Source organism: Mesorhizobium amorphae CCNWGS0123, assembly GCF_001686985.1.
GTDB classification, from domain to species: domain Bacteria; phylum Pseudomonadota; class Alphaproteobacteria; order Rhizobiales; family Rhizobiaceae; genus Mesorhizobium; species Mesorhizobium amorphae.
This window is the reverse complement of record NZ_CP015322.1, coordinates 87165-103579: the sequence shown is the minus strand read 5'-3', so window position 1 is coordinate 103579 and position 16415 is coordinate 87165. Positions and strand designations below refer to the sequence as shown.

12 protein-coding genes are annotated in these 16415 nt (G+C 60.8%); 2 read left to right on the top strand and 10 right to left on the bottom strand.

The features are described 5' to 3' along the window. Positions 1–87 precede the first annotated feature (87 nt). Together A6B35_RS30555 and A6B35_RS30550 are read left to right on the top strand one after the other, a co-directional pair. Complete coding sequence (locus tag A6B35_RS30555; protein ID WP_063825596.1) at positions 88–3507, top strand: type ISP restriction/modification enzyme; 3420 nt, start codon at positions 88–90, stop codon at positions 3505–3507. A gap of 113 nt (positions 3508–3620) precedes the next feature. Next, on the top strand, positions 3621–4538 hold the full coding sequence (locus tag A6B35_RS30550; RefSeq protein WP_006205527.1) for an HNH endonuclease: 918 nt from the start codon (positions 3621–3623) through the stop codon (positions 4536–4538). A gap of 185 nt (positions 4539–4723) precedes the next feature. Here the strand turns inward: A6B35_RS30550 and A6B35_RS30545 are convergent, their stop codons facing one another. The 10 genes from A6B35_RS30545 to nadA form a co-directional block, all read right to left on the bottom strand. Further along, on the bottom strand, positions 4724–6367 hold the full coding sequence (locus A6B35_RS30545; protein WP_040583800.1) for an MFS transporter: 1644 nt from the start codon (positions 6365–6367) through the stop codon (positions 4724–4726). A gap of 1069 nt (positions 6368–7436) precedes the next feature. Next, positions 7437–7889 (bottom strand): aspartate 1-decarboxylase, encoded by a 453-nt coding sequence (gene panD, locus A6B35_RS30535; protein ID WP_006205530.1) that lies wholly within the window; start codon positions 7887–7889, stop codon positions 7437–7439. Positions 7890–7944: 55 nt separating this feature from the next. After that, the gene (locus A6B35_RS30530) at positions 7945–8928 is read right to left on the bottom strand and encodes a beta-ketoacyl-ACP synthase III (protein ID WP_006205531.1); all 984 of its coding nucleotides are present in this window, start codon (positions 8926–8928) and stop codon (positions 7945–7947) included. Beyond that, complete coding sequence (locus tag A6B35_RS30525) at positions 8925–10190, bottom strand: adenosylmethionine--8-amino-7-oxononanoate transaminase (RefSeq protein WP_006205532.1); 1266 nt, start codon at positions 10188–10190, stop codon at positions 8925–8927. Before A6B35_RS30525 ends, A6B35_RS30530 begins: the two co-directional genes overlap by 4 nt. Continuing rightward, positions 10190–10825, bottom strand: coding sequence for a dethiobiotin synthase (bioD, locus tag A6B35_RS30520; protein WP_006205533.1), 636 nt, complete (start codon positions 10823–10825; stop codon positions 10190–10192). The genes A6B35_RS30525 and bioD overlap by 1 nt, the downstream gene beginning before the upstream one ends. After that, positions 10822–11961 carry an 8-amino-7-oxononanoate synthase gene (locus A6B35_RS30515; protein WP_006205534.1) on the bottom strand — a complete coding sequence of 380 codons (1140 nt, stop codon included), beginning with the start codon at positions 11959–11961 and terminating at the stop codon, positions 10822–10824. Before A6B35_RS30515 ends, bioD begins: the two co-directional genes overlap by 4 nt. Continuing rightward, entirely contained in the window at positions 11958–12956 is a 999-nt protein-coding gene (bioB, locus tag A6B35_RS30510; protein WP_006205535.1) for a biotin synthase BioB, read from the bottom strand. The genes A6B35_RS30515 and bioB overlap by 4 nt, the downstream gene beginning before the upstream one ends. A gap of 91 nt (positions 12957–13047) precedes the next feature. Further along, on the bottom strand, positions 13048–13902 hold the full coding sequence (gene nadC / locus A6B35_RS30505; RefSeq protein WP_006205536.1) for a carboxylating nicotinate-nucleotide diphosphorylase: 855 nt from the start codon (positions 13900–13902) through the stop codon (positions 13048–13050). Beyond that, entirely contained in the window at positions 13899–15443 is a 1545-nt protein-coding gene (locus A6B35_RS30500; RefSeq protein WP_006205537.1) for an L-aspartate oxidase, read from the bottom strand. The genes nadC and A6B35_RS30500 overlap by 4 nt, the downstream gene beginning before the upstream one ends. Beyond that, on the bottom strand, positions 15440–16414 hold the full coding sequence (nadA, locus tag A6B35_RS30495; RefSeq protein ID WP_006205538.1) for a quinolinate synthase NadA: 975 nt from the start codon (positions 16412–16414) through the stop codon (positions 15440–15442). The genes A6B35_RS30500 and nadA overlap by 4 nt, the downstream gene beginning before the upstream one ends. Between the last annotated feature and the right edge of the window lies 1 nt (position 16415).

Below are 16415 nucleotides of genomic sequence, written 5' to 3'. Positions count from 1 at the left end.
CGCGCAAGGCGCTGAAAAATAAACTCAAGTCTTCGTTTACTAAGATTGTTATAAAATCTCCGCCTCGAGACCGGGGGGAGATGGAGAGTGCAGGAACTTCGAGCCACGCTTGAAGACTACGAGCGTCAAACGCGTGCACTTTCTGCACAACCCGGCGCTACAGAGGAAAGCTATTATCCTTGGATCCGGCAACTTCTTTCCGCTGTGCTATCACATGTGAAACTTCCATTCGAAGTTCGCACGGGCACCAGCGAGCTCCGTCCGGACAAGGGACGAGATCGGCCGGACTTCGTCCTTGCTGACGGAGCATTGATCGCCGCATACGGCGAAGCAAAAACTCCAAGCATCAGCATTCAACAACTCGCTATGTCGACAGACAGGGACGATCAGATTGGCCGATATCTTGCCCGTACAGGCGTAGTTCTTGTCTGCAACGTTGGCGAAATCGGCTTGGTGTTATGTCGCGCTGGCCACAATCGTGCCGGGTTGGATCGTGTGATGCCAGCCGACCGAGAACTGGTCCGAACGGCTTCTTTGTGGTCGACCGGACGAGCTGGTTTCCGCGACGCAAGCGATCTGGTGGAGCTGCTTCAAACTACTCTGCTGGATTCCGTGCCAATTGGAGAGCCAGCCACACTCGCCCGTGTACTTGCGCTGCAGGCCAAAGCAGCGAAGGCGGCTCTTCCGAGGGATCTCCGCGGTCTTGAGTCCCTCCTTGAAGACTACAAAGATGCTTTGGGTCTCAGCTTCGACTTGGATGACGACGAAGGTCGTGAGTTTTTCAGGTCGACGCTAATTCAGACGGCCTTCTACGGTCTGTTCGCGGCATGGGCGCTGTGGCAGCGCGAGCAGGACGGCACCAGTTTTGGCTGGGACCGGATAAACCGATATCTCCGCATTCCCTTCCTAGCAGGTCTGTTTCATGAATTCCGGAATCCGAGCCGACTAAGGCATCTCGATTTGGAACGCCATCTTGACCGCGCAACAGACACGTTGAATCGAGTGGATCTTGAAGTTTTTCGTCAGCAGATGACCTTTCCATCTTTGTCAGATGGAGATGTCGCCAGCGCGGCGATGACATACTTCTATGAACCTTTCCTGGAGGCCTTCGATCCGGCGCTCAAGAAGACCATGGGAGTGTGGTACACGCCTCCCGAGATAGTTCGGTATCAAGTGCGGCGAGCTCACGAGCTCCTCAAGCAAGAACTTGGCCGTCCGCTCGGGTTGGCAGATGAAAATGTGGTTCTCCTCGATCCGTGTTGTGGGACTGGTGCCTACATCCTCGAAGCCGCACGTTGCATTGCCGAGGAACTGCGAGCGACAGGCGAAGAGGGACTCGTCGGTCTTTCGCTGCTCAAAGCACTAACGAGCCGGATTTTTGGTTTTGAGGTTCTCACAGCGCCGTTCGCGATCGCACAACTTCAGCTCTATGTCATGCTTAGCGATCTAAGAGCGCCGCCGCCAAACGATCAGCGGCTTGGCATCTTTCTGACCAACGCTCTCACCGGATGGAATGACCGGCGGCAGCTTCAGCTCAACTTCCCGGAACTCCAGCAAGAATTCGAAGCTGCGCAATCGATTAAGCAGGACGCTGATATCGTCGTCATACTTGGCAACCCGCCATACGACCGTCAGGCCGCAGTCAGGATGGAGGAGGAGGCCGGGCTGATCGATCACTACAAAGGGGTCACCTATGTTGAGAGAAGGCGACGCGACGGCACTACCGAACTTGTGCCGGAACGGACGTCCTTGTTGTTTCGCCATTGGGGCGTGCGCAAACAACTGCTCAATGACCTCTACATCAGGTTTTACAGGCTGGCAGAACGGGAGATTGCAGAGGAGCGCGACTTCGGGCTGGTATCCCTGATCACAAATTCGTCTTGGCTAACCGGGCGTTCCCACCCAATCATGCGGGAGTCCCTACTTCGTAACTTTCACGAAATCTGGATCGACAATTTGAACGGTGACAAATACCGGACCGGCAAAGTCATTCCCGCGGGAATCGCTGGTGCAGGCACTGCCGATCAAAGTGTTTTCACCACTGAGAGTGACCCAAGAGGTATCCAGACGGGCGTTGCCATCGCAACGTTCCTCAAGAGAGGAGCAGAACGTACCAAACCGGAAGAGACTGTGGTTCAATATCGAGATTTCTGGGGCAAGGCGGCCTTGAAACGCCGGCAATTGCTCTCGGCGGAAAGCGCAGCGCCATATCGTCGGCTAACGCCCACGAGGCAGAACCGTTGGCGGTTAGCGCCGCACGCACAAGCCGCCGGCTACGAGGCTTGGCCAAGTCTAGAAGAGCTTTTCCCAATTCGCATGCAGGGGATAAACCCCAATAGGGGCATTACTGGCAGTCTCATTGACGTCAATAAGAAGGACCTAACGGATCGCATCGCCGCATATATGAAAGCTGAAAGTTTCGTGAACGCGTCGAGCGCGTGCCCTGGGCTAGCGATTCCGCGTGCCCGTTACGCCCCCGAGAAGGTCTGGCAGAGCCTCCGGAAGCTGGGCTTCGACGAGAGTCGCGTTAGCCCTTATCTTCTGTTTCCGTTCGACCAGCGGTGGATTTATTATGAGGATAGACTCAAACTATTAAACGAGCCGCGAGAGACGCTCGGGGCTAATGTCGACTGCGAATGTTTCCTGATAGCGGTGCCCGAGCCGCGTAAGGTCTCGGAAGCGAGACCGCTCTTTTCCCGGACACTCTTAGATCTGCATGTTCATGACCGCGGATCGGTCGCCATTCCTGCTGTTGTTAGGATAGACGCCCTGACTGGAGGCCGTTTGGCCAATATATCGCCGGAAATTTGGGCTGCGCTTCGCGAAGCTTGGGATAAGGCTGGAGGACTCGAAGCCGCCGATGCCCATCTCTGTGCGAACGAGTTGATCCACATTTGTTTGGCGATCATGAACTCGCCCGCTTACCGCATGGAGCATGCGAGCGCGTTGGGGGCCGACTGGGCTCGGGTGCCGATACCACGAAATCCGGCACTAGCTCGACAGGTCGGTGAGTTGGGTCGTCTTGTCGCGGCCCTTATGGACTGTTCGACTGACGCATCGTCCGTGCTTCGTGAAATACTCGGCCGTGATAAGGTGGCCAGCACTGCGGCAATCCGGCGATCAGACGGTCATTCTATAAGCGCCGACGACCTTCGCGTCACAATTTCCTACTTCGGGGCAGCGCCGGGACGTTTCGTACCAAGTGACGAGGTGAGCGGAGAGCTTTGGATCAACAATGATGTGTATCTTGCCAACGTTCCTACGGCTGCATGGCGATGCGAACTCGGGGGTTATCAAACCATCCGGAAATGGCTTGGCTATCGTCATGTCAGTCGCCTGGAGGGGAGGCCGATGACGCTGGAGGAGCAGCGCTGGCTTCGGAACATGATTCTCCGACTCACCGCGCTTTCGGCGTTAGAAGCGCAGATGGACGAGCTATATTCAGCGGCTTCCGAAGACGCGTTGATCTTCGGCAATGAGATGCCCTCTATTCAGGCTGCCGAGTAGAATGTGAAAGTTTGGACAGGCGCCCGTAGATAGCTTCCCCATGCGCGGCCGCAATCACCGGTCCGACAGCTGCCTGATATTGCATCGGTCTCACCCTCATAACATGATGTTGCATGGTCAAGATCTTCGTCGCCGTTACCGACAAGGACTGGTTCGATTTCCTGTCTGGCAGTGAGCTGGATGAGGTGAACTTTTGGGCGCCAAGCGGACGGACGAATTTCCGTGCACTAAGTCCAGGGGAGCTTTTCCTCTTCAAACTCCACGCACCACTCAATTTCATCGTCGGCGGAGGCATCTACTCGGCCTCTTCGAGTCTCCCGCTGTCGCTCGCTTGGGAGGCGTTCGGCTTGAAGAACGGCGTCCGCAGCCTTCCCGAAATGCGCGAGCGCATTCGTCGATACCGTTCGGATCCCCCCAATTCTCGTATCGATCCTGTAATCGGATGTCGTATTCTGACGTCGCCCTTCTTTTGGCCGCGTAATCTCTGGCTTCCCGTTCCGGCCAGTTGGAAATCCAACATCGTGGTGGGTCGTGGCTTCGATGCCTACGAGGGCGATGGTCGAGCCCTTTGGGACGCGGTATTATCGCGTACCGCGAGTGTAATATTTCCCGCCGACCCGGAACAGCTAACGAAATACGGCGCACCTACGCTCGTGAAGCCGCGGCTGGGGCAGGGTGCCTTTCGAGTGGTCGTGACTGATGCCTATGAGCGGCGCTGCGCTGTCAGCGGAGAAAGGACACTTCCAATTCTCGACGCGGCGCACATCCGCTCCTATGCGGACGGAGGAATACATGAGGCTTCTAATGGTGTGCTACTGCGCACCGACATCCACAAACTGTTTGATCTCGGTTACGTGACGATCGACGAGAAGCGCCGTTTTGTCGTTAGCGGCAGGTTGAAGGCGGATTTCGACAACGGCAAGCACTACTACGATCTGCACGGCGATGCCCTTCGGGATCCCAGAGGGCCGACAGCGCTCCCATCGCCGGCAGCCCTACAGTGGCACCGTGAAAACAGGTTTCTGGGATGACATGCCATCCCCTCGATGCCAACGCCGGCCTTGTCATGTTCGCCATTGTGCTTCAAAAGTCGCATAAAAGGTAGTGTGGAGCATCTACAGATCGGTTCCGGCAGAGATGGCACCGTGCGAACCCTGTGCTCTTGAAGGCCCAGGGGCGATCGCGGCTTTCCATCGACCAACAGCTCATCATGACGTCACCTCGGAGGACGAGAAAAGACTGTTAAGGCACGGGTACGAGCTGCCTCCGTCGTTCGCTCGATCGAAAGCACCGTGCGTGGAGGAAGTTCGCCATCATGCAGCGCGAGAAGATGTTCGTCTGCTTCCTTATCCGCGGCCGTAAGCCGATGATTCAGACGAAGAAAGTCCATCCAGGTGGGCGTGCGGAATGTCTCTGTCCAAAGTGAAGGCGTTTGAAGATTTCGCTGGAGCGTCCAGTTTCGTGCACCGGCACGGCTAAGAGCGTGCCGCTTTGTCCGCATGCAGCCGAGAAAGGCGTCGATATTCTTCTCTGATATGGAATAGTCGACCTTGGCAACGATCGGGCCGCTCCTGGGCTTCAGATCGAGTGCCAGCTCCGGTGCGCGAAAATCCGAACTTTCTTGATCCGTTTCTTCCCATGGACGGACCGGCAGCACTATTCCCGCTGCTGCAACCAGCAACAGAGCCCCCGCAGCGCCTTCCAAAGCCCAGGGCAAGGAGTAGTTCTGCGCGACAGAACCCCAAATCCAGCTGCCTGCTGCCATGCCCCCGGCGCTCAGGGCGTAGTAGATCGAGAGCGTCCGGCCGACTACCCACCTTGGGCTTGCCAGCTGCACCGACACGTCAATGCCCGTCCAGGTGACAAGCCAACCGGCGCCACCGAATGCCAGCGAAATGGCGGCCACAGCGACCGACGATGTAAGCGCAAGGGAGAGGCAACATGCTGCACAAGCGACAGAGGCGCACGCCACCAGTCTGTTTTGAGACGTGATCCGCCTCAAGAAGCCGTTGCTCATGCCCGCAATGAACGCCCCCATTCCGAATCCGGCCAACAAGATGCCGTACACGATTGGCCCGCTCCTCAATTGATCCCGCACGACAAGAGGCAGAAGCGCGAGGATGGAGATGCTTGCCAAGCCGAAAAGGGTTGCACGGGCGATTGCAACTCTGATCTCCGACGATAACGCCGTAAAGCGCACTCCATCATGAATCGCCATCGTCATTCTCTCACGAGGGAGAGGCGAAGAGCGGACTTGCCATTTGGTGCGCCATATTGCGCCCAGCGGCGCCAGATCACTCAGCGCGGCCAAGGCGAAAGCGGCAAGCGGCCCAAAGAACGCCAGAATGACGCCTCCCAAAGCCGGACCAACGCTGCGCACAATGTTGTATCCGACAGACATAAGCGTCACCGCAGCCGGAATTTCGCGCTTGTGAAGAATATCGCCCACGGACGCATGCCAGGCCGGATCGGTTAGCGCGAAGCCGCAGCCAGCCAGGAAACCCAATCCGAGTATGAGCCAGGGACTAACAAATCCAAGGCCGACAGAAATCATCAGCGTTGTTGATGCCGATGCTATCAGGCAGTGCCCCGCAAACATGACCCATCGGCGACTGAAGTTGTCGGCGATGGCTCCGGCGAGAACTGAGAGGAAGAACACCGGCAATGTGGATGCGGCCTGCACGAGTGCAACCATCAGGTCTGAGGCAGAAATAGTGACCATGAGCCAACTGATGGCTACTGTTTGCACGAGCCATCCCAGGCTGGATATCTGTGTAGATACCCAGATCGAACGAAAAACCTGGTTCCGAAGCGGGGCAAGCGTCGTTGGAACGGACGGATGAGGATTTTCGTGCGGCATGCGTTTCTTACCTTCGACGAGCCGATTGTTTAATTCACGGCTGCCACTTCCTTTTTGCCTCTATGATGTTGAGCAATGGGTCAGTGCTTCCAAGGCGTAACCAAGCACCTGCTTCCGCATGCTTTTGCGTTCATCCTAGGAACCGGCATACCGGTTTGGGATCCCCCGCTCAATCCGGAGGTCTTAGCAGAGAGTCGGAAGTGTAGCATTGAGCCACATAGCGGAATGCGCGGGGCAAGTATCCGTTTTGGTGAGCGCGAATTTCCTGCCCATTGCCGCACGCCTCGGCTGCGGCGTGTCCGGCGATTGTGCGTTCCATGGTCAGAGCTCGCTCGAATGCAGCCAGCGTGGGATGACACGATCGAAGGTAACGATAGAGTAGATGTTATTCTTGATAACGTGGAAACAATACCATTTCGGCAATGCGGCAACGACTCGCGTGCCCGGCCGCGAGACCCGCGAACCTTCCGAGCTCTTGTTCGTCGCAGGCAAGTTCGCCGAATACCAACGCTTGGGCGATACCGCGATCGCGATTCTTGGCGACGAGATCCGCCCAATAGTCGATAGGTCGGTAATCGCAACCATCTCAATCTTTTGTCCCAGACTGAGAAACCGGTATTTTGCCTCTGGCTTGGAAAACCGCAGCCCCGCGAATATGCAGCAGATTGACGCCGCAGCCATCAGTGCAGCGATCGCCCGGAGCTCAGGGCAGACCAGATCCCGCCCCGTAAGCTGGTCCCATGTGCCATCGGCAAGGTATTCTTGGTGCCTGTGAGCATGAAGGTGATGGCAATCTGGTCGAGCGCACTGCCAACGATGGCAGTCGTCAGGTTCGTTAGCACGACGCGAAAAAGGTCTCGCTGGTTCCAGCGCCTAAGTCCTGGCTTGCTTCCTCTAGGCGCGGATCCAGTCGCCGCAAGCGGTCGTTGGCACGCCATCCTCACCGTCCCAGCGCCAGTATGAGCTGGATCAGGTTCAACGGATCTCTGCGTCAAGCGTATTCGGCCCGCGGCGACGACAGGCGCTCGATTATTGCGGTGCAAAAGCTCGCACACGTGTCGGATACAAGTCACGCGCCGGAGAGCAGGGCAGGGGTGGCCAAAGCCTCCCCCGCCTCGTCAAGGATGGAGAAACAGTAACGGCCATGGGCGTCGAGATCGACGGAGTAGCTCAGGCGGTCGAGTATGTGGTTGTCCTGGTCGAACGTGACGACCCGCGGCTTCAGCGAGGTGATATGCGCTTCATCCAGGTAGATGGAGCTGCAGACAATGATCTGGTCGTCTGGCTGGCAGGTGCGGGCGGCCGCTCCGTTGAGGATACAGCAGCGTGACCCGCGTTCGCCGAGAATGACGTAGGTCGAAATCCGCGCGCCGGAGTTCTTGTTCCATATCTCGACAAACTCCATCGGCAGGATCCCGGCTTCTTCGCAGTGGTCAGGGTCGAGCGTTATCGAACCGTGGTAGTTGAGGTTTGCTTCGGTGACGTGGATGCCGTGCAGCTTGCCGGCGACTAGTTTTCGCATAGTCTGTTTCCTATCCATCATGAATGACCAGTCCGTTGGGCGGCCGGTTGCTCGGCTAAGTTCCGACGACGAGGGCGCCGCCGCTGAGACCCGCACCCGCTGCAGCGAGAAGGATTTTCTCCCCCGGCCGAAACGGTTCCATCTGATGGGCTAGCGAAAGCGATAGCGGGATCGTCGCGGCGGAAGAGTTGCCGTAGTCGGCGATTGTCTTGACGATTGCGTGATCTGCAATGCCGAGGCTCCTCCCGACCGCATCGAAAATGCGGGCATTGGCCTGGTGCGGCACGAACCGATCGATGTCCTGCGGCTGCGTTCGGGCTGCGGCGAGCGCGTCCTTTGAACATGCAGTCATCATGTCCACGGCCCTTGCGAACACTTCGCGGCCGTCGGTCATCGTCATTCGGGTTTGCCCGAGATCCAGGCCACTTTGGAACGGGACGTTGCTTCCGCCCGCCGGGATCTGGATCAGCCCGTAGCGCGAGCCGTCGGAATCCACCGAGGCACCGAGAACGCCCCGATCAGGGTCCTCGCACGGACCAATCACCAGGGCGCCGGCGGCATCGGCGAAAAGGACCGAACTGGCGCGCTCGGCCGGGTTGATGCGGCGGCTGAGGATGTTGGCGGCGATGATCAGCGCTGGTTTGCCGTGCAGGCGGGTGAATCCATCAGCAAACATCAGCGCATAGATGAAACCGGCACAGGCGCCGGTCAGATCGACCGCGCCTGCGCGGCCAAGGCCGAGCTTGTGCGCGACCAGGGGCGCGCTTGGCGGCAGGAGATGGTCGGGCGTCGAAGTGGCGAGCAACAGCAGACCAATGTCGCTACGGTCGATACCGGCGTTCGCCAGCGCCATATCGCCGGCCTGCGCGGCAAGGCCAGACAGCGTGTCTTCGTCCGTTGCCCAGAAGCGCGAACGGATTCCCGTGCGCTTTTCGATCCAGCCAGGCTCGAGGCCAAGATTGCTCTCGATCTCGGCATTCGCCACTTTGCGCCCAGGCGCATGATGACCAAACCCGAGAATGCGCGACGATCGGCTCATGGTTTTGAGCCGAAGCGTTCGCCGGCCTCCGCGATGGCGTCGTAGAGCCCGTCGAGCTCGTCGCCGGTGATGCAATAGGGCGGCAGAAGATAGAGCACATTGCCGAGCGGACGCACCAGCAGTCCGCGCTCGAGGAAAAAAGCGCGCAGTTTTGGCCCGATCTCGGCCAGATAGCCGGCTGAGCCGGCGTGCAGATCAAGGGCCGCGATCGTGCCGGTCACCCGACTGTCGGTGAAGTTGGCATTGTCGCGAAAGCGCTGAAGCCCGGCGGCCTGCATCCCGCTCAAGGCCGCGATCCGCTCGGCCACTGGTTCGTCGCGCCAGATCTCGACATTGGCGAGCGCTGCCGCGCAGGCAATCGGATTGGCGGTGTATGAGCTCGAATGAAAGAAGGTCTTCTTCCGGTCCGCGGAATAATGAGCCTGGAAGATGGCATCGGTGGCGAGCGTGGCCGCCAGCGGGATGGCGCCACCGGTCAGGCCCTTCGAGGTGCACAGGATGTCGGGAGAGATGGCCGCCTGCTCGCAGGCGAACATGGTTCCGGTTCGTCCCCAACCGGTCATCACCTCGTCGGCGATCAGCAGCGTGCCGGAGGCTTCGGCAATCTTCTTCAATTCGGCCAGAACCGAAGCCGGGTACATCAGCATGCCGCCGGCGCCAAGCACGAGCGGTTCGACAATCAGCGCGGCGGCGTGCCGGTCGCGGCTGACGGCCTCGAACCGATCCAGCGTCTCTTGCTCTCGCCCGGCGGCCGGGAAGGGGATGGTATCGACCTCGAACAGCAACGGCTCGTAGGCAGCGTTGAACACACCGCGGGCGCCGACGCTCATCGTGCCGATGGTGTCGCCATGATAGCTGTGCTCCATGACGACGATGCGCGAGCGCGGTGCGCCGATGTTGCGGAAATAACCGAGCGCCATCTTCAGCGCGACTTCGACTGAGGTCGAGCCGCTGTCGGAATAGAACACCCATTCGAGTCCGGCGGGAGCGAGGCCGACAAGCGCCCTGGCCAGGCGTTCGGCCGGCTCGTGCGTGAAGCCCGCAAAGATGATCTGGTCGAGGCTCGACGCGGTTGTCTCGATAGCCTTCATGATGCGCGGATGGCGGTGGCCGTGCGTGACGACCCACCAGGAGGAGATGGCGTCCAGGATGCGCGTGCCGTCGGCCTTATGGAGATAGGCGCCTTCGGTCATGACGATTTCGGGGATCGTCGGCTCTAGCGCGTGCTGGGTGAACGGATGCCAGACTCGAGACTGCGACATCATTCGCCTCCGGCAATCGAGGCGAAGCCGAAGCCCGCAATCATTGCGTCTCTCAGCGTCTTGTCCGTTAGCGGATCGAGGTGCGGCAGCCTGCCGAGCTGCGGCACGCCGCCGAACTCCACGATTGTCTGTTGCGTGTCGGCCATCTCATCACCGATGAAGGCGATACCGGCCAGCGGGATGGAGCGCGCCCGCAGGGCCTCGATCGACAGCAGGGTGTGGTTGATTGTGCCGAGCGCGGTGCGGGCGCACAGAATGACCGGCAGTCGCCATTGTGCGAATATGTCGATGAAGCTTGTGCGGCGGTTGAGCGGCACCATCAGCCCGCCCGCACCCTCGATGATGAGCGGCGCCGGCACGCAGGGAACCGAGAGGTCCGCCGCCTCGATCGAGACGCCGTCGATCTCGGCCGAGCGATGCGGCGAGAGCGGCTTCCTCAAACGGTAGACCTCCGGCAGCACGCGTCCCATGGGCAGGCCGGCAAGCCGCCCGACAATCTCGCTGTCGGTTTCGCCGTCAAGGCCCGATTGCACCGGCTTCCAGTAGAAGCCGTCAAGCAGGCCGGCGAGTCCAGCCGAGAAGACCGTCTTGCCAATTCCGGTATCTGTTCCGGTGATGACGAGGCGCAGGGTCATGCCGAGCCCAACCCCTCGGCGAGCACTTCGACCATGGCCGAGGTATCGGATTCGTCGACGTTGAGCGTCAGTGAAATGCGCAGACGCGACGTGCCCTCCGGCACCGTCGGCGGGCGGATGCCGCGTATGTCGAAGCCGCGCGCCTGTAGTGCCGCCGCCACCGCCATGGTGCGCCTGACGTCGCCAATGACAACCGGCTGGATCTGGGAGCCGCTGGGCTTCACGCCACAGCGCTCCGCCAATTTGCGACCGGCGAAGGCAACGCGCTCCTGCAACTGGAGACGGCGCAAAGGCTCATCGACGAGCATTGCGAGTGCTTCGCGCACTGCCACTGCCATCAGCGGCGATGGCGCTGTGGCGTAGATGAATGGCCGGCACCGGTTGACGAGGTAGTCGCACAACGTTCGTGGAGCGGTGACAAGCGCGCCCGACGCGCCGATCGCCTTGCCGCATGTGTGAAGCGCGACGATGTTGTCGCGGCCCTCGAATGCGGCGGCCAGCCCGCGACCGTCCGGTCCCCAGACGCCGGTGGCGTGTGCTTCGTCGACGACGATGAATGCCTCGTGCCGATCGGCAAGCGCGACGAGGCTCGCAAGAGGCGCGCGGTCGCCATCCATGCTGTAGAGGCTTTCGACTGCGATCCAGACACGGCCCAGGGCTCCGCCGGCGCGCCAGTGCGTGATCGCATCCTCGACAGCGTTGACGTCGTTGTGCGTGGCCAGCACGAACTGGGCGCGCCCGGCCTGCGCTCCCTCATGCATGCTGGCGTGAGCAAGCTCGTCGAGGACCAAAAGGTCGCCCTTTTGCGGCAGCGCGGTCAGCAGTGCGAAGTTGGCTATGTAGCCGCTGCCGAAGAACAGCGCGCGTTCGGCGCCGAAGAATGCCGCCGCGTCCGCCTCCAGTTCCTCATGCTCCGGTGCGTTGCCGCGTAACAGCCGCGACCCGGTGGCACCAACCGGCGTGCCCCGCGCAATCGCCGCCGCAACCGCCTCGCCAAGTCTCCTGGAGGCGGCAAGTCCGAGATAATCGTTCGACGAGAAGTCAAGCCCGGCGCGCGGCGAAAGCGTCCGCAGCCGGTCCCTACGCTCCAGCCCCTGCAAGGTCGCCTCGTGCCGGCCCAGCGGTGCCCCGTTCATTGCGCCTCGAGTTCCATCGGCTCTATGCCGAGACGGCGGAACAGCAGAGTATCCTTGTCTTCGCCCGGATTGTCCGCCGTCAGCAGCGTGTCGCCGACGAAGATCGAGTTGGCGCCGGCAAAGAAGCACAGCGCCTGCATTTCGTCGGTCATCGCGGTGCGGCCGGCGGAAAGGCGCACATGCGATTTCGGCATCATGATGCGCGCCAGTGCGATCACGCGCACGAATTCGATCGGCTCGATGGGCTTGGCTTCAGCCAGCGGCGTTCCGGCGATCGGGATAAGCATGTTGATCGGAACGCTTTGCGGATGCTCCGGCAGATTGGCCAGCGTCACCAGCATATCGATCCGGTCCACCGGCTCTTCGCCCATGCCGACAATGCCGCCGCAGCAGACCTTGATGCCGGATTGACGGACATGATCGAGCGTATCGAGCCGATCGGCAAAGCTGCGCGTGCTGATGACCTCGCTATAATAGCGTTCTGACGTATCGATGTTGTGGTTGTAGTAGTCGAGACCAGCCTGTTTCAGACGAGCGGCCTGCTCAGGATCGAGCATGCCGAGCGTCATGCACGTCTCCATGCCGAGCGCCTTGACGCCTTCGACCATCGCCACGACCGCATCCATATCGCGCGCCTTGGGATTGCGCCAGGCGGCGCCCATGCAGTAGCGGGTGGCGCCGGCGTCACGCGCCTTGGTTGCCTCGGCGATGACGCGCCGGACCTCCATCAGCTTCGACGCCTTCAACCCGCTTTCGTGATGCGCCGACTGGCTGCAATAGCCGCAATCCTCCGGGCATCCGCCGGTCTTGATGCTGAGAAGCCGGCTGAGCTGGACCTTGTTGGGATCGAAATTCTGGCGGTGAATCGTTTGCGCCAGGAAGAGGAGATTGTTGAAAGGCGCATCGTGAAGTGCCCGAGCTTTCTCCGACGTCCACGTCCCATCGTCATCGGCTTGCTGTATCGTCGTCGTCGGACTCGTTGCGTGCAGGTCCATGCGGTTTCTCCGGTTCTGGCTTTTCGGGGTCTTCACTTTCTGATTGACGAAGAGGGAGGTCATCGACCGCTCCCGTCCGTTCGCCGCGCGATCATGAGCTCCGATAGTCGAGGCCGATATCCAGGATCGGCGCGCTGTGGGTCAGTCGACCGATGGAAATCAGATCGACGCCGGTCGCGGCAATCGCTGGCGCCGTATCGGACGTGATCGTGCCTGAAGCCTCCGTGATCGCCCGACCGCCGACGATTGCGACGGCGCGACGCAGATCGTCGAGGGACATGTTATCGAGAAGGACTGCATCGGGAGCGAAACCAAGGACCTCCTCCAACTGGGCCAGGGTATCGACCTCGACTTCGATCTTGACGAGATGGCCGGCGCTGTTTCGTGCCCGCTCGAGCGCGGTGCGAATTCCGCCGGCGATGGCAATGTGGTTGTCCTTGATCAGGATGGCGTCGTCGAGGCCAAAGCGGTGATTGGCGCCACCTCCTGCGCGCACGGCGTACTTTTCGACTGCCCGCAAACCGGGCGTCGTCTTGCGGGTGCAGACGATCTTCGCACCATGTCCGCGAACCGCGGCCACGATCGATGCCGTTGCCGTGGCGATGCCGCTCAGATGGCACAGAAAATTGAGTGCCGTGCGTTCGGCCGTGAGAATGGCCCGGGCCGGCCCAACCACGGAGGCAATGACCTCTCCTTTCGCCACGTCGCTGCCGTCCGCCCGCTCCACGGAGATTTCGACGTCAGGATCGATCAGCCGGAAAGCAAGCATCGCCAGATCGAGACCGGCCACAACGCCCGACTGGCGCGCCGCCAGCACGGTCCTCGCCTGGTGTTCTTTCGGGACGACGGCGTCCGTGGTCACGTCACCGGCTCTGCCAAGGTCTTCGAGAAGAGCCGCCCGGACAAGCGGCTCCAACATGACCGTGGGAAGTGGTGCGAGCTTCATAACCTGGCCCCCTCGAGGCTCGGGACGTGTGCGAGTTCCCGCGCTGCCGCCAGGGCATCGGCGAGAGTAAGTTCGAAACGTCTGGCAACGGCTTCACGATGCGGAAAGTCGGCGCGGTAGTGGGCGCCACGGCTTTCCTCGCGCGACAAGGCGGCGATCGTCATCATCAGCCCGACAGACGCGGAATCCGATGCCGCGTCGTTGGCCTCGGCGAGCGGCAACAAAGCACGCGCTGTTGCTTTCAAACATTCACCATTCCGGACGATGCCGAGTGCGCTCGAGAGGAGAGGGCGCACGGGTATGGGATCGGGCGATGGGTAATCGCGTGCAAAGACAGGCTTTGTCCGGCGCGCAGGCGTACCGGCGACGCTTTCCGCGACCCAGCGCGCGCACACGATGGCCTCGGTCAGGGAGTTGCTAGCGAGCCTGTTCGCGCCATGCAATCCGGTGGAGGCTACCTCGCCGCAGGCCCAAAGTCCTGAAACAGAGGTGCGACCGGCGCCATCCACGGCGACGCCACCCATGTGGTAGTGCTGTGCGGGGCGGATAGGAATGAGGTCATGTGCCGGGTCGATGCCGACTACGCGGCAGGCTGCTGCGATCGTTGGAAACTGCCGCCCGAATGCCGGGCCGGGCTTTTCCCGCACATCGAGAAAGACCCGATGGCCATCGGCAAGATGCTTCCAGACAGCGCGCGCCACGATGTCGCGTGGCGCGAGTTCCGCACCTCGCAAACCGTCGACGAAACGCCGCCCTGTCTCGTCGACGATGGTTGCGCCTTCGCCGCGAACCGCCTCGCTGATGAGCGTCATGGGGCGGTTCGATCCATCAAGCGCGGTCGGGTGGAACTGGATGAATTCCAGATCAGCAAGGACAGCACCTGCGCGCGCTGCAAGTGCCAGGCCCTGTCCGCAACTGCCCAAGGGATTGGTGGTGTCGATAAACAGGCCGCCAATCCCGCCTGTTGCGAGGACCACCCGTCGCGAGCCGAAGAATACCGAACCCATCGAACAGCTTGCCCAGACACCCCGGACCGCATTCTGCTTGACCGCCAGCCGACGCGCTTCCACACCTTCGACGACCACGATCGACGGGGCGGAACGCACAGCCGCGACCAAGGCACGCATGACTTCGCGTCCGGTGCCGTCGCCACCGGCATGAACGATGCGCCGTCGGCAGTGCGCAGCCTCCAGTCCAAGGCGCAAAGACCTTTCCGGCGTGTAGTCGAAACGGACCCCAAAACCCTCCAGCGTTGCGATCGCGCTGGGCGCCGCGTGCAGGATTCGGCTTGCCATTTCCGCGTCGCACAGCCCATCGCCAGCGGCGAGTGTATCGGCCAGGTGCAGTGCCGGATTGTCGTCATCGGCGAGGCTGGCAGCCAGGCCGCCCTGTGCCCGCATGCTGGACGTGTCCGTTCCGAGTGGCGTCCTCGACAGAAGAAGCACCGGCTCAGGCGCCATATAAAGCGCAGTCATCAGCCCGGCGATGCCGCCGCCGATGATGATGGGTCTGCCAAAAAAGCTACGGACGTCCGCGTTCATACGGCCAGCATCCGCTCGACAGCCAGCCGCGCCCGGCTGGCGATCTCAGGATCGATGCTCACAACATGCCGATTTTGCTCGAGAGCCACGCGAATGTTGGTGAGCGTGATCCGCTTCATGTGTGGACACAAATTGCAGGGGCGGATGAATTCGATCTCGGGATGCTGGAGCGCGACATTGTCGCTCATCGAACATTCCGTCATCAGCACGACGCGTGGCGGCTTTTGCCTTTCGACATAGTCGGACATGGCAGCAGTTGAACCGGAAAAATCGGCCTCTGCGACCACGTCGGGCGGGCATTCGGGATGCGCGAGCACGATCACACCGGGATGGCTTTCGCGCAACTCTCGGATGTCGGCCGGTGTGAAGCGCTCATGCACCTCGCAGTGGCCTTTCCAGGCGATGATCTCGACCTCGGTCTGGGCGGCGATGTTCTGGGCCAGATATTCGTCCGGCAGCATGATGACACGCGGAACGCCAAGGGACTCCACCACGGCCTTCGCATTGCCGGAGGTGCAGCAGATATCGGACTCGGATTTCACTTCGGCCGATGTGTTGACGTAGGTGACAACAGGCACGCCGGGATAGCGCTGCCGAAGCAGGCGGATGTCTTCGGCGGTAATCGAGTCGGCCAGCGAACAGCCTGCGCGCAGGTCAGGAATGAGTACTGTCTTTTGCGGATTGAGCAGCTTTGCCGTCTCGGCCATGAAATGAACGCCGGCGAGCACGATTACATCGGCTTCGGCAGTCATCGCCTTGCGCGCAAGCGCCAGGCTGTCGCCGACGATGTCGGCTACGCAATGGAAGATTTCCGGTGTTTGATAGTTGTGCGCCAGGATGACGGCGTTTCGCTGCCGCTTCAGATCAAGAATGGCATCAATATCGCCGGCAAATCCCGGCCATTCAATCGGGGGGATAACGCGCCGAACGCGGTCATACAAAGCCGCGCTCGAAGGCAGGATGGCGCTCATC